General features: G+C 44.5%; 14 protein-coding genes and 1 pseudogene. 8 read left to right on the top strand and 7 right to left on the bottom strand.

What is annotated here, in order from left to right:
• Positions 1–16 precede the first annotated feature (16 nt).
• The 3 genes from GLO7428_RS11440 to GLO7428_RS11430 form a co-directional block, all read right to left on the bottom strand.
• Positions 17–1,171, bottom strand: coding sequence for a glycerate kinase (locus GLO7428_RS11440; RefSeq protein ID WP_015188704.1), 1,155 nt, complete (start codon positions 1,169–1,171; stop codon positions 17–19).
• Between the two features lie 109 nt (positions 1,172–1,280).
• Entirely contained in the window at positions 1,281–2,750 is a 1,470-nt protein-coding gene (locus GLO7428_RS11435; RefSeq protein WP_015188703.1) for an ATP-binding protein, read from the bottom strand.
• Positions 2,751–2,762: 12 nt separating this feature from the next.
• Positions 2,763–4,262, bottom strand: coding sequence for an SLC13 family permease (locus tag GLO7428_RS11430; protein WP_015188702.1), 1,500 nt, complete (start codon positions 4,260–4,262; stop codon positions 2,763–2,765).
• Between the two features lie 292 nt (positions 4,263–4,554).
• Here GLO7428_RS11430 and GLO7428_RS11425 point away from each other — a divergent pair, with 292 nt between their 5' ends.
• Positions 4,555–4,956, top strand: a complete 402-nt coding sequence (locus GLO7428_RS11425) for a YidH family protein (protein ID WP_015188701.1) — start codon at positions 4,555–4,557, stop codon at positions 4,954–4,956.
• Positions 4,957–4,962: 6 nt separating this feature from the next.
• Complete coding sequence (locus GLO7428_RS11420) at positions 4,963–5,397, top strand: YidH family protein (RefSeq protein WP_015188700.1); 435 nt, start codon at positions 4,963–4,965, stop codon at positions 5,395–5,397.
• Here GLO7428_RS11420 and GLO7428_RS11415 read toward each other — a convergent pair.
• The 4 genes from GLO7428_RS11415 to mnmH all read right to left on the bottom strand — a co-directional run bounded on the left by GLO7428_RS11415 (position 5,386) and on the right by mnmH (position 12,460).
• Entirely contained in the window at positions 5,386–5,757 is a 372-nt protein-coding gene (locus GLO7428_RS11415) for a response regulator (RefSeq protein ID WP_015188699.1), read from the bottom strand. The genes GLO7428_RS11420 and GLO7428_RS11415 overlap by 12 nt on opposite strands.
• Entirely contained in the window at positions 5,754–8,909 is a 3,156-nt protein-coding gene (locus GLO7428_RS26040) for a PAS domain S-box protein (protein ID WP_015188698.1), read from the bottom strand. The genes GLO7428_RS11415 and GLO7428_RS26040 overlap by 4 nt, the downstream gene beginning before the upstream one ends.
• Positions 8,906–11,236 (bottom strand): response regulator, encoded by a 2,331-nt coding sequence (locus GLO7428_RS11405; protein WP_015188697.1) that lies wholly within the window; start codon positions 11,234–11,236, stop codon positions 8,906–8,908. The genes GLO7428_RS26040 and GLO7428_RS11405 overlap by 4 nt, the downstream gene beginning before the upstream one ends.
• A gap of 147 nt (positions 11,237–11,383) precedes the next feature.
• Positions 11,384–12,460 carry a tRNA 2-selenouridine(34) synthase MnmH gene (gene mnmH / locus GLO7428_RS11400; protein ID WP_015188696.1) on the bottom strand — a complete coding sequence of 359 codons (1,077 nt, stop codon included), beginning with the start codon at positions 12,458–12,460 and terminating at the stop codon, positions 11,384–11,386.
• A 132-nt stretch (positions 12,461–12,592) separates the two neighbouring features.
• On the opposite strand from mnmH, the gene GLO7428_RS11395 reads away from it, so the two are divergent.
• From GLO7428_RS11395 to GLO7428_RS29730, 6 genes and pseudogenes are all read left to right on the top strand, one after another.
• Entirely contained in the window at positions 12,593–13,609 is a 1,017-nt protein-coding gene (locus GLO7428_RS11395; protein ID WP_015188695.1) for an AraC family transcriptional regulator, read from the top strand.
• 130 nt (positions 13,610–13,739) lie between these two features.
• Positions 13,740–16,187: a TonB-dependent siderophore receptor gene (locus GLO7428_RS11390; RefSeq protein WP_231295585.1), complete on the top strand. Its 2,448-nt coding sequence runs from the start codon at positions 13,740–13,742 to the stop codon at positions 16,185–16,187.
• 7 nt (positions 16,188–16,194) lie between these two features.
• Positions 16,195–17,184, top strand: coding sequence for an ABC transporter substrate-binding protein (locus GLO7428_RS11385; protein WP_015188693.1), 990 nt, complete (start codon positions 16,195–16,197; stop codon positions 17,182–17,184).
• A gap of 161 nt (positions 17,185–17,345) precedes the next feature.
• The gene (locus GLO7428_RS11380) at positions 17,346–18,854 is read left to right on the top strand and encodes a UbiD family decarboxylase (RefSeq protein WP_015188692.1); all 1,509 of its coding nucleotides are present in this window, start codon (positions 17,346–17,348) and stop codon (positions 18,852–18,854) included.
• Between the two features lie 28 nt (positions 18,855–18,882).
• Entirely contained in the window at positions 18,883–19,125 is a 243-nt protein-coding gene (locus tag GLO7428_RS11375) for a type II toxin-antitoxin system HicB family antitoxin (protein ID WP_015188691.1), read from the top strand.
• Positions 19,126–19,211: 86 nt separating this feature from the next.
• A pseudogene (locus tag GLO7428_RS29730) lies at positions 19,212–19,343 on the top strand (hypothetical protein); the annotation flags it as partial.
• Positions 19,344–19,509 lie beyond the last annotated feature (166 nt).

Here is a 19,509-nt window from a genome sequence, read left to right as displayed (position 1 = left end):
CAATAGTAGGGCAATACTACTTAAGATGCTGCCCTACGAGTAGTAAACGCATAGTGCGCTCAGCCGCATTTATGACTAATTCAGGAGCTTGTGCGATCGCATCTTTGAGCGTACACGGTGCCTCTAAAATGCTCTCAAACGAATCAATGCCATGCTCTAAATTTACTGTTGCATCTTTACCAATTGTCCCTGCTAAAGCAATCACGGGCAGTTGGTAATTTTTAGCACGTCGGGCAACTTCTGCGGGAATTTTGCCGCGTGGAGTTTGAAAGTCAATACTACCTTCCGCCGTAATTACTAAATCGGCTTCTTGAAGTAAACTATCAAGTTCTAAGTACTGCATCACAATGTCATAACGCGGGTGAAGTGTAGCACCTAAAAATACGTGCAATCCAGTTCCTAAACCACCCGATGCACCACTTCCAGGCATTTCTCGGACGTCAATGCCCATTTCGCTTTCAATCACCGCAGCATAATTATCAAGGGCTTGGGCTAATTGCTCGACAATCTCCGGCGATGCACCTTTTTGCGGACCAAATACGCGGGCGACGCCTTTAGCGCCACACAAAACATTGTGCCAATTACACGCAACATCGATTTTGACCTGTTCCAAACGCGGATCGCGATCGCGTAAATCAATGCGTTGCAACTTGGCAAGTTCGCCACCACCTTTTCCTAATTCCTGACCATCAGCATCGAGAAAATGGATTCCTAAAGCTTGTGCCATTCCTGCACCGCCGTCATTCGTACCCGAATCACCACAACCAATAAGAATACGTTCTGCACCGCGATCGAGTGCGGCTTTAATGAGTTCTCCGACACCGTAAGTCGTTGTGATGAGGGGATTGCGGACTTCTGGTGGTACTAAGCGTAATCCAGCCGCCGCCGCCATTTCTAGCACTGCTGTTTTGACTTGAGTGTTACCGAGAAACCCAAAATGAGAGGCGACAGGTTGTCCTACAGGTCCAGTTACAGTTATGTTGTGTAGCGTACCGTCAGTCGCAGCGACGAGTGCTTTGGTAAAACCTTCGCCGCCATCGACTAAGGGTGCTTTCTGAATTTCCGCATCGGGTAAGGCGCGTAAAACACCAGTGGCGATGCAATCAGCAACTTGATCGGCTTCTAAACTTTCTTTGAATCCAGAGGGGGCGATTAATATTCGTAGACTCATATTTTGAATCTCCTGCGGGTAAAAATTAATACGTTTTTGGGTGAGGGCAAGGTATTGCCTTGCCCCTGCGGATCTGCATCCAAATTATGGGTGGGGCATTGTCTTGCCCCTATTCGCGTAACGGTAATCGAATCTGTACGTACGTACCTTGACCTGGTTCACCTGTAATTGCGATTTCACCGCCGTGCTGCTCGATAATTGACTTGGTGAGGGCTAACCCTACGCCAGACTGCTTTCCTTGTGCGGCTAGGGAAAACGATCTTTCAATCAATGACTGCTTAATGCCCTTACCGTTGTCTGCGACTTCAATCTCTAACTCGGTGCCATCAGGACTAATGCTGGTACGCAATCCGATGCGACCGCCTTTTTCTGGCAATGCCGCGATCGCGTTGCGCACTAACTCACTCAGCGCCTCGCGTAGCTTGAGGCGATCGACGACGACATAGCTGACTTCTGGGGCAATATCGACTTCGATACTAATGGCTTGTTCGACAAACTCTGCTTGGAAGCGCTGTAGCACTTCGTAAAGTAATGCTCGGATATCGGTGCGTGCCAGATTAAGGTCGAGAGGAAAACCAAATTCGGTAATTCGAGAAACCGATTGTAGTAAAAGATCGAGTTGATCGACGACAGCTTGCTTTTGTTCGGTGAGAACTTGACCGTTTCCGTCATGAACACCGTTTTGGTTAAGTTGTGTCACGCGCGATCGCAACTGCGTGACCAAGCGATGTAGCGTTACTCTGGCTGGTAGATTTTGCCAATCGACGGCGACGCCATCACCGTCAGGAGTACTCACCGCCGCCAACCCGACGACTTGTTGACGCTGCTGCACGGCTTCTACCATGCGATTGAAAGCATGACTAATTGCCCCCAGTTCGTCGTCGCGTTCGATTTCTAAGCGCCGCTGAAAATCACCCCGCGATACGTCATCGAGGGCGTGTTCGACTTCGCGTAAAGGTGCGAACAAATCAGAAGCTAAATAGGCGGCAAGCAGGAGGATGAGCGAAATTGCCCCAAAAGCAGCGATCGCTAGTGCGATTTGTGCGGTTTGTCGTGTATTCTGCACCTGCGCATTAACGATCTGACGATTTTGTTGATCGGAGGCGACGGCTTGTTCTGTCAATGTCTGAAACGAGGCGAAGTTATCTCCTTCGAGGGGTTCTTCTGCTAACTGCAACGCTTCAGAAATCCGCCCAACGTCTACCAAATCAAACACTCTGCGCGCATTTTGGACTAGCACCTCGTAGGCTTGACGAACTTGCTGTACTTGCTGCTGTTCTGCTTCAGTGTCAGCTAACGCCGACCATTCTTGAAAATCTTGCTCGATTGGTTGAAGGAATGTTTCAAATTCTTGACGTGCATCAGGATCGTTGCCTGTAATCGCATCGGGTACTTCTTTAATTGCACGAAAAGCACTTGCTCGTACGCGCTGCAAAAGTAAGCTGCGTTGGTAATGGCTTTGCAGCTGTTCGCTACTGACTCGCCACTGAGCGATCGTCCATAGTGTTACACCAGATGAGACGAAGGTAAGTAACGCGAGTCCGCCAAATGTCGTTAACAGTTTCTGTCGTAGGTTCATAGATCGTATTGCTTACAGACTTAAACCAATCCAGCGCCAATAGGCGTAGTAGAACAGCACCATTAATCCAAAGTGAATCAACAGCATGACTGAACTCAAGCGCAGTAAATCGGTTGGTTTGTAGGTTTCGCCTTCGAGTTCTTGAAACATCAACAACGCTTTAGAACTCACGGGAAACGTCAGACAGTAGTCCATACCCACTGTGCTGATAAACAACACCGCCGCTGGATTGAGTTGCAAGCTGCTTGCGAGATACAATACAGCAGGTACAAGTGCAACTGCCCTCGCGGTATGCGATGTCATATAAATATGCGAAGTCAGCGAAATTAAGGTGAGTACGACTAGAATCAGTAACCGTGACTCTGCACCTACAATACCACTCAGGTTAAAAAGTTGATTGATAATCCACTGGGCTGCACCTGTATCAATCAAGGCGCGTCCTAGAATTAAGGCAGCACCGACAAAAATAATTAAGTTCCAAGAAACCGCTTTAAGTCCTTCTTGCCATTTTAATACCCCGACACTAGGAGCAGTTAAGATCAACGCACCGATGACGGTGACAGTTGCAATTTCAAATCCGTGCCAGCTTTCGGTTAGCCATAGAGCGACCATAATGGCAACAACAATTAAAGTCACCCATTCTTTCTGCGATAAAGGTTTACGTTTGGCAAGTGGCACTTGCAAGCGGCGGCTGAGACGTTTCTCGTCGAGAAACAACCGCATAATCACCCAGCACGAGAGATAACTCGCGACAACTCCAAACGGCAAACCGTAAAGTACCCATTGCGCAAACGATAAGCGTACTCCAGCAATTTGGTTGAGTAAGTCATTCGCAATCAGGTGCGAACCTGCGCCGATGAGCGTTGCAATTGTGGAAACTAAAATCACTGTGGGCATGAGCAAGGCTAAACCACGTGTAATGCGGCGATCGCCAGCAGCACTTGCAATACTGCGAAAAACTGGAATCACAACCGCTGCTCTGCCAGAGGTGGAAGGAATAAAAAAGGATAGCGGAATGAGCATTGTTGTCATCAACCAAAACATACTGCCCACACTTTGCGCTCTTGCTACCACAAGCTGTGTTAATCTGGCAGCTAAGCCTGTTTGCTGCACTGCTCCCCCTAAAATAAAAGCACCGATCATCAGCCAAATAACGTCAGATGCCAGCGCTTCGTAAAGTTGTTCTTGGGAAATGCCACCAAACAAAATCAGTAGCATCATGGCGGCGAGTGCAACGTATGCGGCGTTCAGCGATGTTGTTGACCAAAGAATAACTGCTAGAGCGAACGCAAATAAAGATAAGCGGGCTGGGTACTCTATATGAGTTGGTAACAGGACTGCAATACCAGCAACGATAGTTAAACTCAGTGGAATTACTGTGTCTAATACCCAACTAAATTTTCCTGGGCGTATGGGTTTTCGCAGCGGCGATCGCTTCGCTTCAAACTGCGACCAAATACTGGTAGTTGCTTTTCCTGGAAGGCGTGTTGTTTTTGTAGCAGCTTTACTCATCTTTTTCCTGGTTGACGCTCTACAACAGCTTTTGTCGCTAAAAATTGGCAGGATTAGCTCTCCATTTTTTGCTAAATATGTGATTTAATTAACTCAGTGTATTAAGTTACTTGAAATACTTTTAACCTTTTATTAATTGAAAAATAATCTATCTTTAAACTGAGTTATTTAACTTTTTATGACCGCTCAGGCTAAATTTGGTTTTATAGTCCTAGTCAATATAAAAGCTCATAGCGATTTCCCTGAGGGGAATTTAACCCTGACCTCAGACCTCTGACCCCTGACCCCTGCTATGAATGACCCGCTTCCGGCGCGCAAAGTACCGAATATTCAAGCTGAACTGGCTAAAGAACGCAACCGCGCTGCGGCTGAACGTACGCTCATGGCATGGATTCGGACTTGTCTGGCTTTGATTAGCTTTGGGTTTGGGATCGATCGCATCGTTAGTGCGATTCGCAGCTTGCAAGTTGCTGGAGACTTCAATCCTGTAAGGTTTTCACGAATTCTTGGTTTGGCTTTTGTTGCCTTAGGAACGTATGCGATGATTGTGGCATCCATCGAGCATCGACAAGAACTTGCACGCATCCAACGCGAGGAAGATTATCTTTATACGCCGCGTCGATCTTTAGGGTTAACTGTCGCGATCGCGCTTGTTGGTATCGGTGCGATCGCGTTTATCGGTATTTTGTTCTAAAATGTTATGAATTCTCAGCAGCCAAGAAATATTACCAACGAACTAGCGAAACAGCGCAATCGGGCTGCGGCTGAACGAACGTTGATCGGTTGGATTCAAAATTGTTTAACGCTGATTGGTTTTGGGATTGCGTTCGAGCGCATTTTCAACGCGGTAAATCAGACATTTGCTCGCAATGATACCGCACTGAATGCACGGATAGCTCAGATAATTGGCTTGGGTGCGATCGCGTTAGGAATATTTTTGTTGATTCTAGCAATTATTAGCTATATCAAAGATGTTCAGTCAATTTCACAACCTGACTATTTGTATCGACCGATTCATACTTCAACAGTGTTTGTCATTACAGCGATCGTATTATTTGGTTTGATCGCGATTGTAGCGATTTTTACTAGCACTGTGCTTCTTTCTGTCGCACGGGCGGTTTTATTACCAGCCTAAAATTGCGGCGATCTGAGTCCAAATAGTCAGCGGATTAAACGGCTTGGTGATGACACCAGCAACAGACATTTGCGCAAAGCGTTGGCGATCGCTTGGTAATATTTTAGCCGTCAGCAGTATGACCGGAATTGATCGCGTCGTTGCATCTGCTTGCAGCTGCGTAAACAATTGAACACCATCAATATCAGGCATCGAGACATCAAGCAGAATCGCGTCTAGAGGTTGTGTCTTCGCTAGACATAACCCTTCTTGCCCAGACTCCGCAACAATAGTTGTCCAGCCAGCAAACTTTTCTAAAGAAACTTGCACAACTTTGCAGATGTCTTCGTCGTCATCTACGATTAAGATACGTTTTGTCATTCTGGCTGCGCGATCGGAAGTGTGAAATAAAACGTACTGCCAACACCTTGCTGACTTTTTACCCAAATCTGCCCGCCGTGTTGCTGAACAATGCTTTTGCAGATTGCCAAACCCAGCCCAGTACCTCTTTTTTGACGAGAATCTGAAATATCTACCTGCTGAAAGCGTCGGAAAATGGATTCAATTTTGTCAGCAGGAATACCGCGTCCTTGGTCTTTCACGCTAAAGAGGATATAAGGTGTAGATGTGGCTGTGTCGTCGTTGTCGCGCACTTCGGCATTTAACCACACCGTACTCTCTGACGGTGAGAACTTGATAGCATTACTTAGCAAATTTGTCAAGGTCTGCACGATCGCATCGCTGGCTACCTGGATTTGAATTGTTGGGAACAGCGTCGAAATTTTAATATTTGCTGCATCGGCGATTGTGGCTGTACAGGCGATCGCTTGTTGAATAAGATCGCCAACTTCACATGATTCGAGCGTTAAGGGGATTTTGCCTGATTCTAACCGTTCCAAATTGAGAATATCATCGACTAGCCGCATCAGGCGATCGCTGTTGTTGAGCGCAATTTGTAGCAATTCTTGAACTTTGAGCGGTTCGTCATCCAAAACACCCGTTGCCAAAATTCCTAAAGATCCGCGAATTGCCGTAAGTGGCGTGCGTAGTTCGTGACTGACAATCGCGATGAATTCATCTTTCATCCGTGCAATTTCGTAGCGATCGCTCACATTGAGGATTTGAGCAATAAAATACAGCGGTTGTTGTGCAGCATCTTTCACCAGCGATACGTTTAACAGTGTCTGGACAATATCGCCCTGCTTGCGCACGTACCTTTTTTCAATTTCGTAGCAGCGCAGCGTACCTGCTAATAGTTGTTGTCTATACTCTGTATCTGTTTGGCGATCGTCAGGATGCGTAATGTCTGCGATCGTCAACGCGAGTAATTCGGCTTCAGCATAGCCGACAATTTCACACAGCGACCGATTAACCTGGCGAAATTCTCCGGTTATTAAAATCAATGCCATCCCAATCGGTGCATCATCAAAAGCTTGGCGAAACTGTTGTTCGTTTTCTTGTAGTGCTTGTTCGGCTTGTTTGCGTTGTGTGAGATCGCGAATAACAATCAACACCTCATCGGTAGTAAGTGGCATCACTCTGGCTTCTTGCCAAAGCCATTGTCCCGCAACGACAAGCGGAAACTCGTAAACCTGCATTTGCTTTGTAGACAAAGCTGTAGCAGCGGCTGCGAGTCTTTGTTGCGCTGTGTCTGGCGGTAGCACATCACGAATATTTGAGCCAATCAAGTTCGGTGAGGTCAAAATCGGAAATGCGGTAGTTGGCTTGACATCGAGATACGTTCCATCTTGATGCATCCGCACGATCAAATCTGGCAATGTCTTTAGAATCGCGCGATTAAGTGCTTCACTTTGATGTAAAGCTGTCTCAACGTTTTTGCGATCAGTTATATCAACTCCTACCGCAGTGACTTGCCAGTGACCTGCGGTTTCATCCCAGCGAGAAGTTAAGATATCTGCGATCCAGCATTGTGAACCATCTTTACGCCGAAAGCGATACTCAACAGTAACTGGCTGTTCTTGGCTGACACCTGCAAATGCTTGTGCTGAGATCGCTTGCAAATCTTCTGCGGGAATTCGCGATGCCCATAATTGTGCAGTCAATTCTTCTGGAGTGTAGCCAGTGACAGCGGTACAACCAGCCGTGCGATAGTCAGCATCAAAAGTTTGATCGGAGTAAAAGCGCAATTGCGCAATGGAAACTCCGGCAGAGTTGAGAATATCATTAAGTTGCGCGTAAGATGCTTGCAGTGCTTGTTCGCGTTGCTTGAGATCGCTAATATCCAGGATCATGCCGTGCCAGTAGGTATTGCCTTCCCGTTTTTGAGGTTGTGCTGTGGCACGCAACCACATAAGCTTACCAGAAGGTGTAATACTACGCCACTCATACGTAAAAGTTGCAAGTGTTTGCCGCTGGTGCGCCAACTGTTTGAGAAATCCTGTGCGATCCTCTGGATGCATTTGCGCGAGTATGATACGGTTTGGTTGCGCCAAAAACTCTTGCGCGCTGATTTCATAAAAAGTTTCTGTTGCTTGATTGATGTATTTAAAGTGCATCAAGCCGTCAGGTTCGATAATCGCCGTGTAAATAATTCCTGGTAACGCGTTGGTTAAATTTTGCAGGCGATCGCGCGGTTCTAGTGGTAGAATTACGCGATTAATCTGTGGCAAGGCGTTAATGAGTTGTGTGACATCAATTCGCGGTGTGGCAACTTGCGCAAACTGATTGTAAGCGCTTGCTTCTATTTTTGATAAGTACCGCCTTGGTTTGATCAGCCTGCGGGTTATCAGTAGCCATGCGACTAATGCGAGGACGACGGTAAGACAACAACCTGCTAAGATTTGCAGTTGTTGGTTATTGATATCTCTCCTCAATTCCGATTCTGGTGTAATTAAGCTGACGCTATCCAAATCAGATTTATCTCGGTAAAGAAGAGTGCGGATCAAAGCATGAATCACGGATGCCCGAAGACTTCCTTGAAAACTTGTTAAACCAATTGTGCTTACGCACACTCGCAATACGAGATTGAACAGTAAGTCGGTGGAGGTGGACAGCGATTGTTTGGCGGCGAGTTTATTTACAAAGGATGGATGCAGAAAATCTACTGATGTTTCTATAGAGTGCGTTGCGATCGCGTGTTTGAGTTGCACTTGCTGACTTCGATCGGTCAATGAATAGATAAATCGTTTGTCTAGTTGCGATGCAGTATTCAAATTCTGTGCGTTGTAGGCATGAATCGCGATATCAGCACTTCTAAACTTGAAAGAGGCAAAACCGTATTGCCACTGCTGCCCATAGAAATCGCGATGTTGAATCTTCTCTAGATGATTGCTAATAACAGTCAGAGGATCGCGACTTGCTGCTAATGCTTTACTTGACAAATCATCGAATTGTTGATATGTGTGATATTCTATGACATTGATGGCTTGTGGTTCGCTATCCTCCGAGAAATCGCGTACTGCTCTGAGACAACCGAAAATTTGCAGAAGGAATGGCACACTCAACAGTATTCCAAGCGGAATTTTGGCGAGGTGTTGCTGCAAGTAATGCGGTGGAGCGGACGATTCCTTCATAGTGGATATAAACAATATGTGTTGCGACCCCTTGCTTTTGCAGCATAAAGTGCTTGAGTCGCAATTGCAATTAAATTTTGAGGAAAGGTATTATTTTGGGGAATTGTCCCACTAATACCGAGGCTAATTGTGATATATTGCTGTGCATGATGGGGAATCTGTACCTGAGCGATCGCGCTTTGAATGCGTTGGGCAACTTGTAAGGCTTGTTCGAGACTCGTTTCTGCGAGGACAATCGCAAATTCATCGCCGCCACAACGCGCAATCAGGTCGCGGTCTAGGCGAATACAGTTGCGCACAATCTGAGTCACTTGTTGCAAACACGCATCGCCTGCTGGATAGCCGTGAATATCGTTGTAAGATTTGAAATGATCGATATCGTACAAAATTAAACTCAGCGGGGCTTGTGCGCGTGCTAAGCGTTGCCATTCACGGTGGAGAAATTCTTCAAAATAACGACGATTTGCAGCTTGCGTTAATGCATCGATGGTTGCTTTTTGGTGAGTTTGCGCTTGTTGTTGGTACTGTAACAGTTGTCGCTGAATGCGCGATCGCTCGATACGCGCAAGCGTGCGCGTGACAAGTTCAGGACCGGCGATCGGTTTGGCAATAAAGTCATCGGCTCCTGCGGCGAAAACTTGTTGAATCGAGGTAATATCAGTATGCGCGGTTACGACTAAAATCGGGATATCACTGTAGCTAGCATCTTGTCGCACGACGCGACACAATTCAAGTCCATTATACGTAGGCATTTCTAGATCCAACAGCAGCACGTCGGGAACCGTAGAAGTAAGAACTTGCCAAAAATGTTCGGGTTGACTCAGTACGGTAATTTGTAGCCCCCAAGGTTGCAATAGTGTGGTTAATGTCTGCAATGCGAAGGGGTCATCATCGACAATCATGACTTTAGCATCGGTGAGTGTTATTTGCGGCGAGACTTGCGCGATCGCATCAAAAATCTCATTGGCTGTCACAGGTTGCACAACATACCGACTGACTCCTAAGCGCGCTACTGCGACTCGACTATCTAAACTGTCTTGTGTTGTCAGAATGACGATTGGTACGGTGGGAAACTGGATTTTTAATTCTTGCAGCAGTATTAACCCGCGATCGGGTACCGCATGATACAGACTCATAAAAATGACGCTAGGAGCATTTTCTGTGCGATGCAACACATCTGCGCGATTGTGGATAACTTCAACTCGCCAGCCGCGATGAGGTGCGATTTGCTGCAATTGTTGGATCAAGGCATCATCGTCAGCGATCGCTAACACTAAAGGTGTTGCCGTTGAGAGTGAGGCGATGGGTGGATGCGCAATTTCTTGCTTGAGTTGAGTTAAAAGCTGAGAAAACTGCTGCTGTTGTTTTGCTTCCCAATCACCCGCGATCAGTAAATGTTCGATCGCGCGGGCTAAATCTGAACCTTTAGCATAGCCAAATGTCCCTAATCCACCGGCTAGGCGATGGGCTTCCGCCTTGATTTGCTGATATTGCAGTGGGCTGAGGCGATCGACTGGCGATCGCACCGCTGTTTCTAGAACATCAATTCGTCGTTGCAACGAAGCCCGAAAATTCTGCGCCACCTGTTCGAGTAAAACTTGTTGTTCGTGTTGGTAATTTGTCTCTACTTTTGCCTGTAACTCTTTTTTGGGTGGTGTTCTTAAACGATATCCCAAGCGATACACAGTTTCGATCAATTCCTCGTGCATCCCTGCTGTCTTCAACTTCCGCCGCAGATCTTTGATTAAATTCGTCACAGCAGCATCAGTAGGCGAGTCATCAATTGACCACAGATGATTGATAATACTGCTACGGCTAAAAATGCGTTGGGGATAGCGTAACAACAACTCTAGCAGGCTGTATTCTTTGGGACTGAGAACAACAATTTGTTGCCGATATGTCACTTGAATCAGTGTCGGATCGAGATGCAACTCGCCCCATGTCAGAATTGGCGCAAACGTTGTACTTCCCTGACGACGCAACAGCGCACGAACTCGCGCTAAAAAATGCTCGGCATCGCAGGGTTTTGTAATATAGTCATCAGCACCAGCATTGAGTCCAGCTATCACATCTTCGTTTGTGTCTTTTGCTGTCAACATCAAGATTGGAGTTTTGCATCCTTGTTGACGTAGTTGTTGGCAAACACTCAAACCATTGAGCTTCGGCAGGATCACATCGAGCAAAATGATGTCATACTCTCCTTGAAGTGCAAGATCAAATCCCAGTTGACCGTCGGCAGCAATATCGACAGTATACCGATGCGCAGTTAATGTAGTCGCGAAACACTCGCTAATCGATGGATCGTCTTCAACTAAGAGAACTTTCATCAAGGATGATTTTCATCCAAACTAATTTTGGATTCAGTACATTTCAACTGATGTAACAGGTTAAAAAGGGGCAATGACCTATTACTAGCCAAAATGAGACTTGATAAATCTTAATATAAATTTATTAAGTTTTCAGGAAATTTTATATTATTTTTTTGAGCCAAGTGCTGCGCCTTGGGTTGTTAAAGAAGCGAGTAATTTTGCAATACTACTATCCGACAAATTTGGAAGCGAGAACTCTTGTTTGACATTGTGAAAATCACGCTGCATCGAATGTGTATATGTCGGGTCGTAGTGCGACGATAACAAATCTTGAAAAAGATCCGCCCACGCTTGTTGTGCGATCGCCTCATACCATTGCGATAATTTCTGCTTGCCGTAGCGTTCTTTCAAATGTCCTAATTTAGCTTGCAAGACATCAGGATGTTCAATGAGATGGGGATATTGCTGTAAAAGAAACTCGACTCGTGCTGCGGTTGGGACGTGAATTTCCACACAGCTTGCTTGTTTCATTTTCAACCACAGTGATTGTGGCACATAAACTTGTCCAATTTTGTTGCTTTCTGATTCTACCCACACGGGGAAACGCGAGTCGAAACTTTGGAGTTGTTGCAATAAAAGCGATTCAAAATATTTTTGCGAAGGTTGCGCCAACGGTTTATCGTGCCATTCTTCACCTAGCAGTGAACCGCGATGATTCGCTAAATTTTCTAAATCCAAAACTTGCGCGCCACGCTGCTGCATCTGTCGCAAGATATAAGTTTTGCCGCTACCAGTCTTACCACAGAGAACTTGATAAGTGAAATCAAGCGGTAATTTCGCCAATTGTTCGCGGACATAAGCACGATAAGTTTTATAGCCGCCTTCAATGACACTCACGCGCCACCCAATTTGTGCGAGTACCCAAGCCATGCTATTAGAACGTTGTCCACCCCGCCAACAGTAAACTAAAGGGCGATAATCTTTTTCTTTATCGGCAAAGTGTTCGCGCAGATGTCGAGATAGGTTTTGATAAACGAGTGCTGCACCAACTTTACGCGCAGTGAATGGAGATACTTGCTTGTATATCGTACCAACTTCGGCACGTTCTTCATTATTTAATACGGGTAAATTAATCGCGCCAGGAATATGATCTTCGGCGAATTCTCCCTCGGAACGGACATCAATAATTTCACTATAAGTTTCTAACCAAGGCTGCTGAGTGTAGACAGGAGTAGATGGCATTACAAATCAACTGATCTTTTGTTTGATTGTGCCATTTATAGGGAAGGGAGTAGGCAGTGGTGCTTAATTTGTCAAGTGCTAGGTTATTATGTTGATAAAATTTCGCATCATCAAGCTTGATTAAAAATCAATATGGCGATCGCGCTCTCAGAAGAAGATTGGAATGATTTATGGGAACAAGGTAGGCAGAGTGGTAGCCTTGTTTGCCAGTCTGATGGATGGGAAACGGTTGAGCAAGGCTACCTCCCTTATTTAGGTAATGTGCGCGATTGGCAAATGCCACTACGGGAAGGGTTATGGATTGGAGTATATGACTACAATTCGACAGATGATATTGTTTGTATCTCACAAAATTCTAACTGTCCCAATTCCTGCTTAAGCTTTTTTGTATCAGGTAATGTCAGAACAACATTGCACGGTTTGACAGATCGCGTCGATGAAGTCGTTGGTCGTAATTATCTCAGTTGTTTTCCAGATATACCTGAAACTGAGACATGGCAATCAGGACAACGCCTCATCAGGCTTCAAATCGCCTTAGATCCCTACAGTTTCTTTCACGGGTTGACACTCGAACAGTTATCACACTTACCTGCTGAGGTAAGGGAAGTTGCAGCCAATGGTGATATTAAACCATACTATCGCTTAGGAATCACAACTCCTGAAATGGAAGTAGTGCTGCATCAAATTTTACATTGTCCCTACCAAGGCTTGAGCAAGCGGATGTATTTGGAAGGAAAAGCTTTAGAATTGTTGACGCTTCAGTTTAGTCAATTTGTGCAAGGCGATCGCATTTCACAATCGTCGGTATTACGTTCAGACGATATTGAACGCATTCATTATGCTAGAGAGATTCTGCTAGCGCGGTTACACGATCCGCCTTCGTTGATTGAATTGGCGCGGATTGTTGGTATTAACGATCGCAAACTTAAAATTGGCTTTCGCCACTGCTTTGGGACAACAGTGTTTGGTTATTTACATCATTGTCGCATGGAGCGATCGCGTCAATATTTAAAAGCCGGAGGAATGACGGTATCAGAGGTAGCAAAAGCTGTCGGTTTTGTCAACCGTGGTTATTTTGCAGCATCGTTTCGCCGCAAGTTTGGCGTGAATCCAGGAGATTACTTGAACCAAGCAAAAAACTCCGGCTAGCGATCGTCCTAACAGCTTCGCGTTCTCCAACGTCCAGTAAACTTCTTGAGAGAGTTTCTCAGAGTTGCTGTTACTGGTGTTTGGAGCAATGGTGAATCAGCTGAAGCGATTGATATTTCTAACAAGTGTCTTGTCCTTACTGATAGCTTGTCCTAGTTGGGCAGAAACACAACCAGTAGTTACTGATAATGAGGAAGCACAAACGACGCAAACGCCTTCGTCGGCAATATTACAAATAACAGAAGTCAGACTTAATTCTACGGCTGAGGAACTAGAAATCATTTTAGAAACTGAGGGTTCCGAACAATTGCAGCCAGTCAGTCGTATTGAAGGAAATAGCTATATTGCTGATATTCCCAATGCACAGTTGCGGTTGCGATCGGGCAATGAATTTCGCGCCCAAAATCCAACAAGTGATATTACAGAAATAGATGTAATAAGTACAACAACAAATAGCATCCGTGTGATAGTAACAGGTGCGACAACCCCGCCACAAGTTGCGTTGTTTGATAGCGATGAAGGGTTGATATTTGGCGTAGCGTTAACTCCAACAACATCGCAAGCTGATGAAACAATTGAGTTATTAGTGACGGGTGAACAAGATAGATATCGTGTTCCCGAAGCATCAACAGCAACTCGAACTGATACACCCTTGCGCGATATTCCACAATCAATTCAGATCGTTCCCCGACAAGTTATCGAAGACCAAAAATTTATTCGACTTACCGACGCGCTGCGCAACGTTAGCGGTATTACTCAAGAAGGTGGGTTTGGTGGCGCTGCTGACCAGCTAAATATTAGAGGTTTCTATAATGATGCCACTTTTCAAGACGGCTTCAGAGATAGCAACACTTCATTAAGAGAAACAGCCAACATAGAACGCATAGAAGTTCTCAAAGGTCCAGCTTCTATTTTATTTGGTAACGTCCAACCTGGAGGAATCATAAATTTAGTTACGAAAAAACCATTAAGCGAGCCTTATGCATTTATAGATTTATCCGTAGGAAGTTTCAGTTTCTACCGCCCCAGCATTGATTTATCTGGTCCTTTAAATGAAGAGCAAACAATACTGTATCGCCTAAATCTTGCTTACGAGAATGCTGGCAGCTTCCGCGATTTTGTGAACAGTGAAAGATTTTTTATTGCCTCAGTTTTAGATTTTAAGATTGGCGATAATACTGACTTACTCGTTAATTTTGATTATACATACGATATCCGAACTCTTGACCGTGGTATACCTGCTTTTGGTCGAGGTGTTGCCGATATTCCAATTAGTAGGTTTTTAGGTCAACCAGGAGATTTTATTGAGCAAGAAAGGTATACCATTGGATATCAGCTAGAACATCGTTTCAATGAAAATTTGATACTCCGTAATCGATTTCAGTTTCTCAGTGTTAATGATGTTAACGAAAACTCAGAACCAGAATCATTAAATGAAGAAACTAGCGATTTATTAGGAAGATTTGTTGCTAGGGAAAATCAAAATGAAACATATTCGCTACAAACGGAACTAGTCGGTAATTTTTCCACAGGTTTGTTACAACATCAGCTGTTGTTTGGTATAGACTTGAGAAGAGATGTTTCTACAGGATTTTTTACAGGAATTGAAAATGCAGAAATTCCCAATCCTAGAAATCCGATTATCAATATTTTCAATCCAATCTACAGAAATGTAAGACCAGATCCATCAGAGTTGACTGACTTTCGTTTTAATGCCTCTGGCATAACCGATTCATTCGGTATATTTCTGCAAGACCAGATTGCATTTTCTGATAATTTAAAAGTTTTGATAGGCGGGCGTTTTGATACAGTCAATCAGGATAACAACGATAGAATAGAAAATGTTCGTACAACTCAGTACGATGAAGCTTTTAGTCCGAGAGTTGGTATTGTTTACCAGCCGATTCAGCCGATTTCACTTTACGCTAGTTATAGTCACTCATTTGCACCAAATTTTGGTCAAACGGTTGGAGGAGAGCTTTTAGAACCTGAGCGCGGTACTCAGTACGAAGTAGGAATTAAAGCTGATTTAAATGAGCGGCTTTCAGCAACTTTAGCACTTTACCAACTTAGTAAAACTAATATTGCTACGACCGCTCCTAATAATCCTGATTTTGTTATACCTATCGGAGAACAGCGAAGTCGCGGAATTGAATTAGATATTTCTGGTGAAATTTCTTCTGGTTGGAATGTTATTGCTTCGTATGGTTACACCGATGCTGAAATTACAGAAAGTACAGATATTCCTATAGGTACAAAACCAGCTTTAGTACCTGAACACAAAGCGAGCCTTTGGACAACTTATGAAATTCGACAAGGCAATTTGGACGGCGTAGGCTTTGGTCTTGGACTATTCTATTTTAGTGAAAAGCCTGGCGATTTAGATAATAGCTTTGTGCTGCCAAGTTATTTACGAACTGACGCAGCGATTTTTTATAGACGAGACAATTGGAGAGCAGCTATTAACATTCAAAACCTATTTGATACTAGATATTTCGAGTCTGTGAATTATGGCAGAGTAACTGTTGTTCCTGGTGCGCCATTTACAGTAATTGGTTCGTTCACGATAGAATTCTAAAATAAAAATGAACTTAAGACAAAGAGATTTATTAAAAAAACGTCATTTTCGCTCGTTTATACTAGCGACTTTGTTCTTTTTGTCAATTGTAGCTTGTAGCGCCCGTGGTGGATCTAATGCGCCGACTACTGAGTGTCGTATGGTTCAGCATTCGATGGGCGAAACCTGTGTTCCACTCAATCCGCAGCGCGTTGTTGTTTTAGGGGGACTTGATAGCGCGATCGCTTTAGGTGTAACACCGATTGGCACTACCGACAGAATTGAACCATTCGTGACACCTTACCTCAATAACGAAGCCATACAAGCAATTGAGAATATCGGACTGTATAATACGGAACCCAATTTAGAAGCAATCATCAAGCTCAAGCCCGATTTAATTCTAGGACTATCTTGGGAAATTGAAATCGGAACTTATCCGCTAATATCACAAATTGCACCTACAGTCGTGGTTGCGGTTGAAGCAGAAAAGCAGTGGAAAGAAACATTGAAAAAGTACGCCGAAGCTTTAGGGAAAACAGCAGAAGCAGAGAAGATACTTGTAGACTACAACGCTCGACTTGCAGAGTTTAAGGCAAAAATGGGCGATCGCCTCAACCAAACCGAAGTCTCATTCATTCGCGTTTACTCTGACGGAGTTCCCTCATTTTACCTAAAAAGTTCCTTCGGTGGTTCAATTTTGGAAGATGCAGGGCTAAAACGTCCACCCGCACAAGACATCGAACCCAAAGGCGCAAATCAGCAGCGGATTGATAAAGAAGTCATTTCAATTTTGGACGCTGACATCATGTTTGTGTGGACATATGGATATACTAGTGCGATCGCCCAAGAAGCACAAACTGCACTCAAAAGATTAAAGACCGATCCTTTTTGGTTATCATTAAACGTTGTCCGACAAAACCGAGTTTACGAAGTTCCTTCATCCTACTGGGCTGGGTTTGGTCCACTGGCTGCCAACTTAGTTATTGACGACCTATTCAAATACTTTCAAGTTAAATAATTTCTTATTCTAGCACAATTAAATATTAATCCTCATTAAATTCCACCTTTGTGTTCTTTGTGCCTTAGTGGTAGCCTACGGCAAGCCTCTATGCGTCTACGTTGCCCACCCTCCACAAACACCTGTGATAATGAAAAAAGCTTCATAAATCTACAAACATCATGGCACGAGACTTACGCGGATTCATCAAACTCCTCGAACAACGCGGACAACTGCGACGCATCACCGCCAAAGTTGACCCAGATTTAGAAATCGCCGAAATTTCTAATCGAATGTTACAGCAGGGCGGTCCTGGCTTAGTTTTTGAAAACGTCAAAGGCGCAGCTTATCCCGTCGCCGTCAATCTCATGGGAACTGTAGAACGTATCTGCTGGGCGATGAATATGGAAACGCCCCAAGAATTAGAAACCTTGGGAAAAAAACTTGGTATGCTACAACAGCCCAAACCGCCTAAGAAAATTGGACAAGCCGTAGAATTTGGCAAATTGTTATTCGATGTCGTCAAAGCCAAACCAGGGCGCGACTTTTTCCCTGCGTGTCAGCAAGTTGTGTTTCAAGGCGACGACTTAGATTTAAATACACTCCCCTTGATTCGTCCTTATCCAGGTGATGCGGGTAAAATCATCACGCTTGGGCTAGTCATTACCAAAGATTGTGAAACAGGAACCCCGAATGTTGGAGTTTACCGCCTGCAATTGCAATCAAAAAATACCATGACCGTTCACTGGTTGTCTGTACGCGGTGGGGCGAGACATTTACGCAAAGCTGCTGAACGCGGGAAGAAATTAGAAATTGCGATCGCGCTTGGTGTCGATCCACTCATTATTATGGCAGCTGCAACGCCTATTCCTGTCGATTTATCTGAATGGCTGTTTGCAGGGCTTTACGGCGGTTCGGGGGTACAGCTAGCTAAGTGTAAAACGGTTGATTTAGAAGTCCCTGCTGACTCCGAATTTGTCTTAGAAGGAACGATTACGCCAGGGGAAGTTTTACCTGATGGACCTTTTGGCGATCATATGGGTTACTACGGTGGTGTGGAAGATTCACCACTGATTCGTTTTCAGTGCATGACACATCGTAAAGACCCAATTTATTTAACGACGTTTAGCGGTCGTCCACCCAAAGAAGAAGCCATGATGGCGATCGCACTCAACCGCATCTACACCCCAATTCTGCGCCAACAAGTCTCTGAAATCGTTGATTTCTTCTTGCCAATGGAAGCCTTGAGTTACAAAGCGGCAATTATTTCGATTGATAAAGCATATCCTGGACAAGCAAGACGCGCAGCATTAGCATTTTGGAGTGCGTTACCGCAATTTACTTACACCAAGTTTGTAATTGTTGTTGATAAAGATATTAATATCCGAGATCCGCGCCAAGTTGTTTGGGCAATTAGTTCTAAAGTTGACCCGACTAGAGATGTGTTTATCTTACCTAATACGCCGTTTGATTCATTAGATTTTGCGAGTGAGAAAATTGGTTTAGGTGGACGCATGGGAATTGATGCAACGACAAAAATTCCTCCAGAAACTGAACACGAATGGGGTGCGGTATTAGAGTCCGATCCTGATGTTGCCGCGATGGTGGAAGGACGCTGGGTGGAATATGGTTTAGACGATTTAAATCTGCAAGAAGTTGACCCGAATTTGTTTGGTTACGATATGCGGTAGTTAGTGTAATTATTAATAAAGGTGATAGATGATTCAAGAGTACCTACAAAAAGCAATGGAGTCCGCACATTATGAACTCCTAGAAAATAATGAAGGTTTTTATGGACGAATTCCTTGTGCATCTGGTGTATGGGCAACGGGTAAAACGTTAGAAGCTTGTCGAAAAGAACTTTTAGAAGTTCTAGAAGAGTGGATAATGATTGGAATTGCTATGGGTCACGATTTACCTGAATTTGACGGCGTGACCTTAAAAATTGAATTTGTTGCCTAATACCACCCTTTGGTTCTATTTCGCGTCGTGACTTGATTGTCGCATTACGAGCTGCTGGTTTTTAAGATCCTTACTCAGGCGGCAAACACCAGTTTATGGTTAGAGATAGGTTGCGAGTTCGCATCCCAAACCCGCACCAAGGAGATATTAGTCAGAATTTACTGAGCAGAATTTTACAACAAGCAGGAATTTCTCGCGATGAATGGGAAAATTTATAGTCAACTTTATTCAAAATCCAACGATGAATGACGTTTGGTGCTACTATAGCAACCCCAAATCATTTGTGAAAATGGGTAGCGGTGGCAAACTGCTGGAAAACCCGCATTTGGTATTGTTAACTCATCTATAAACGAAACCTATCTTCATAGGTTTCTACCATGAGGT

It is taken from the genome of Gloeocapsa sp. PCC 7428, from assembly GCF_000317555.1.
GTDB lineage: Bacteria > Cyanobacteriota > Cyanobacteriia > Cyanobacteriales > Chroococcidiopsidaceae > Chroogloeocystis.
Note: the sequence above shows the minus strand (reverse complement) of the source record. Positions and strands in the feature narration are given on the sequence as shown.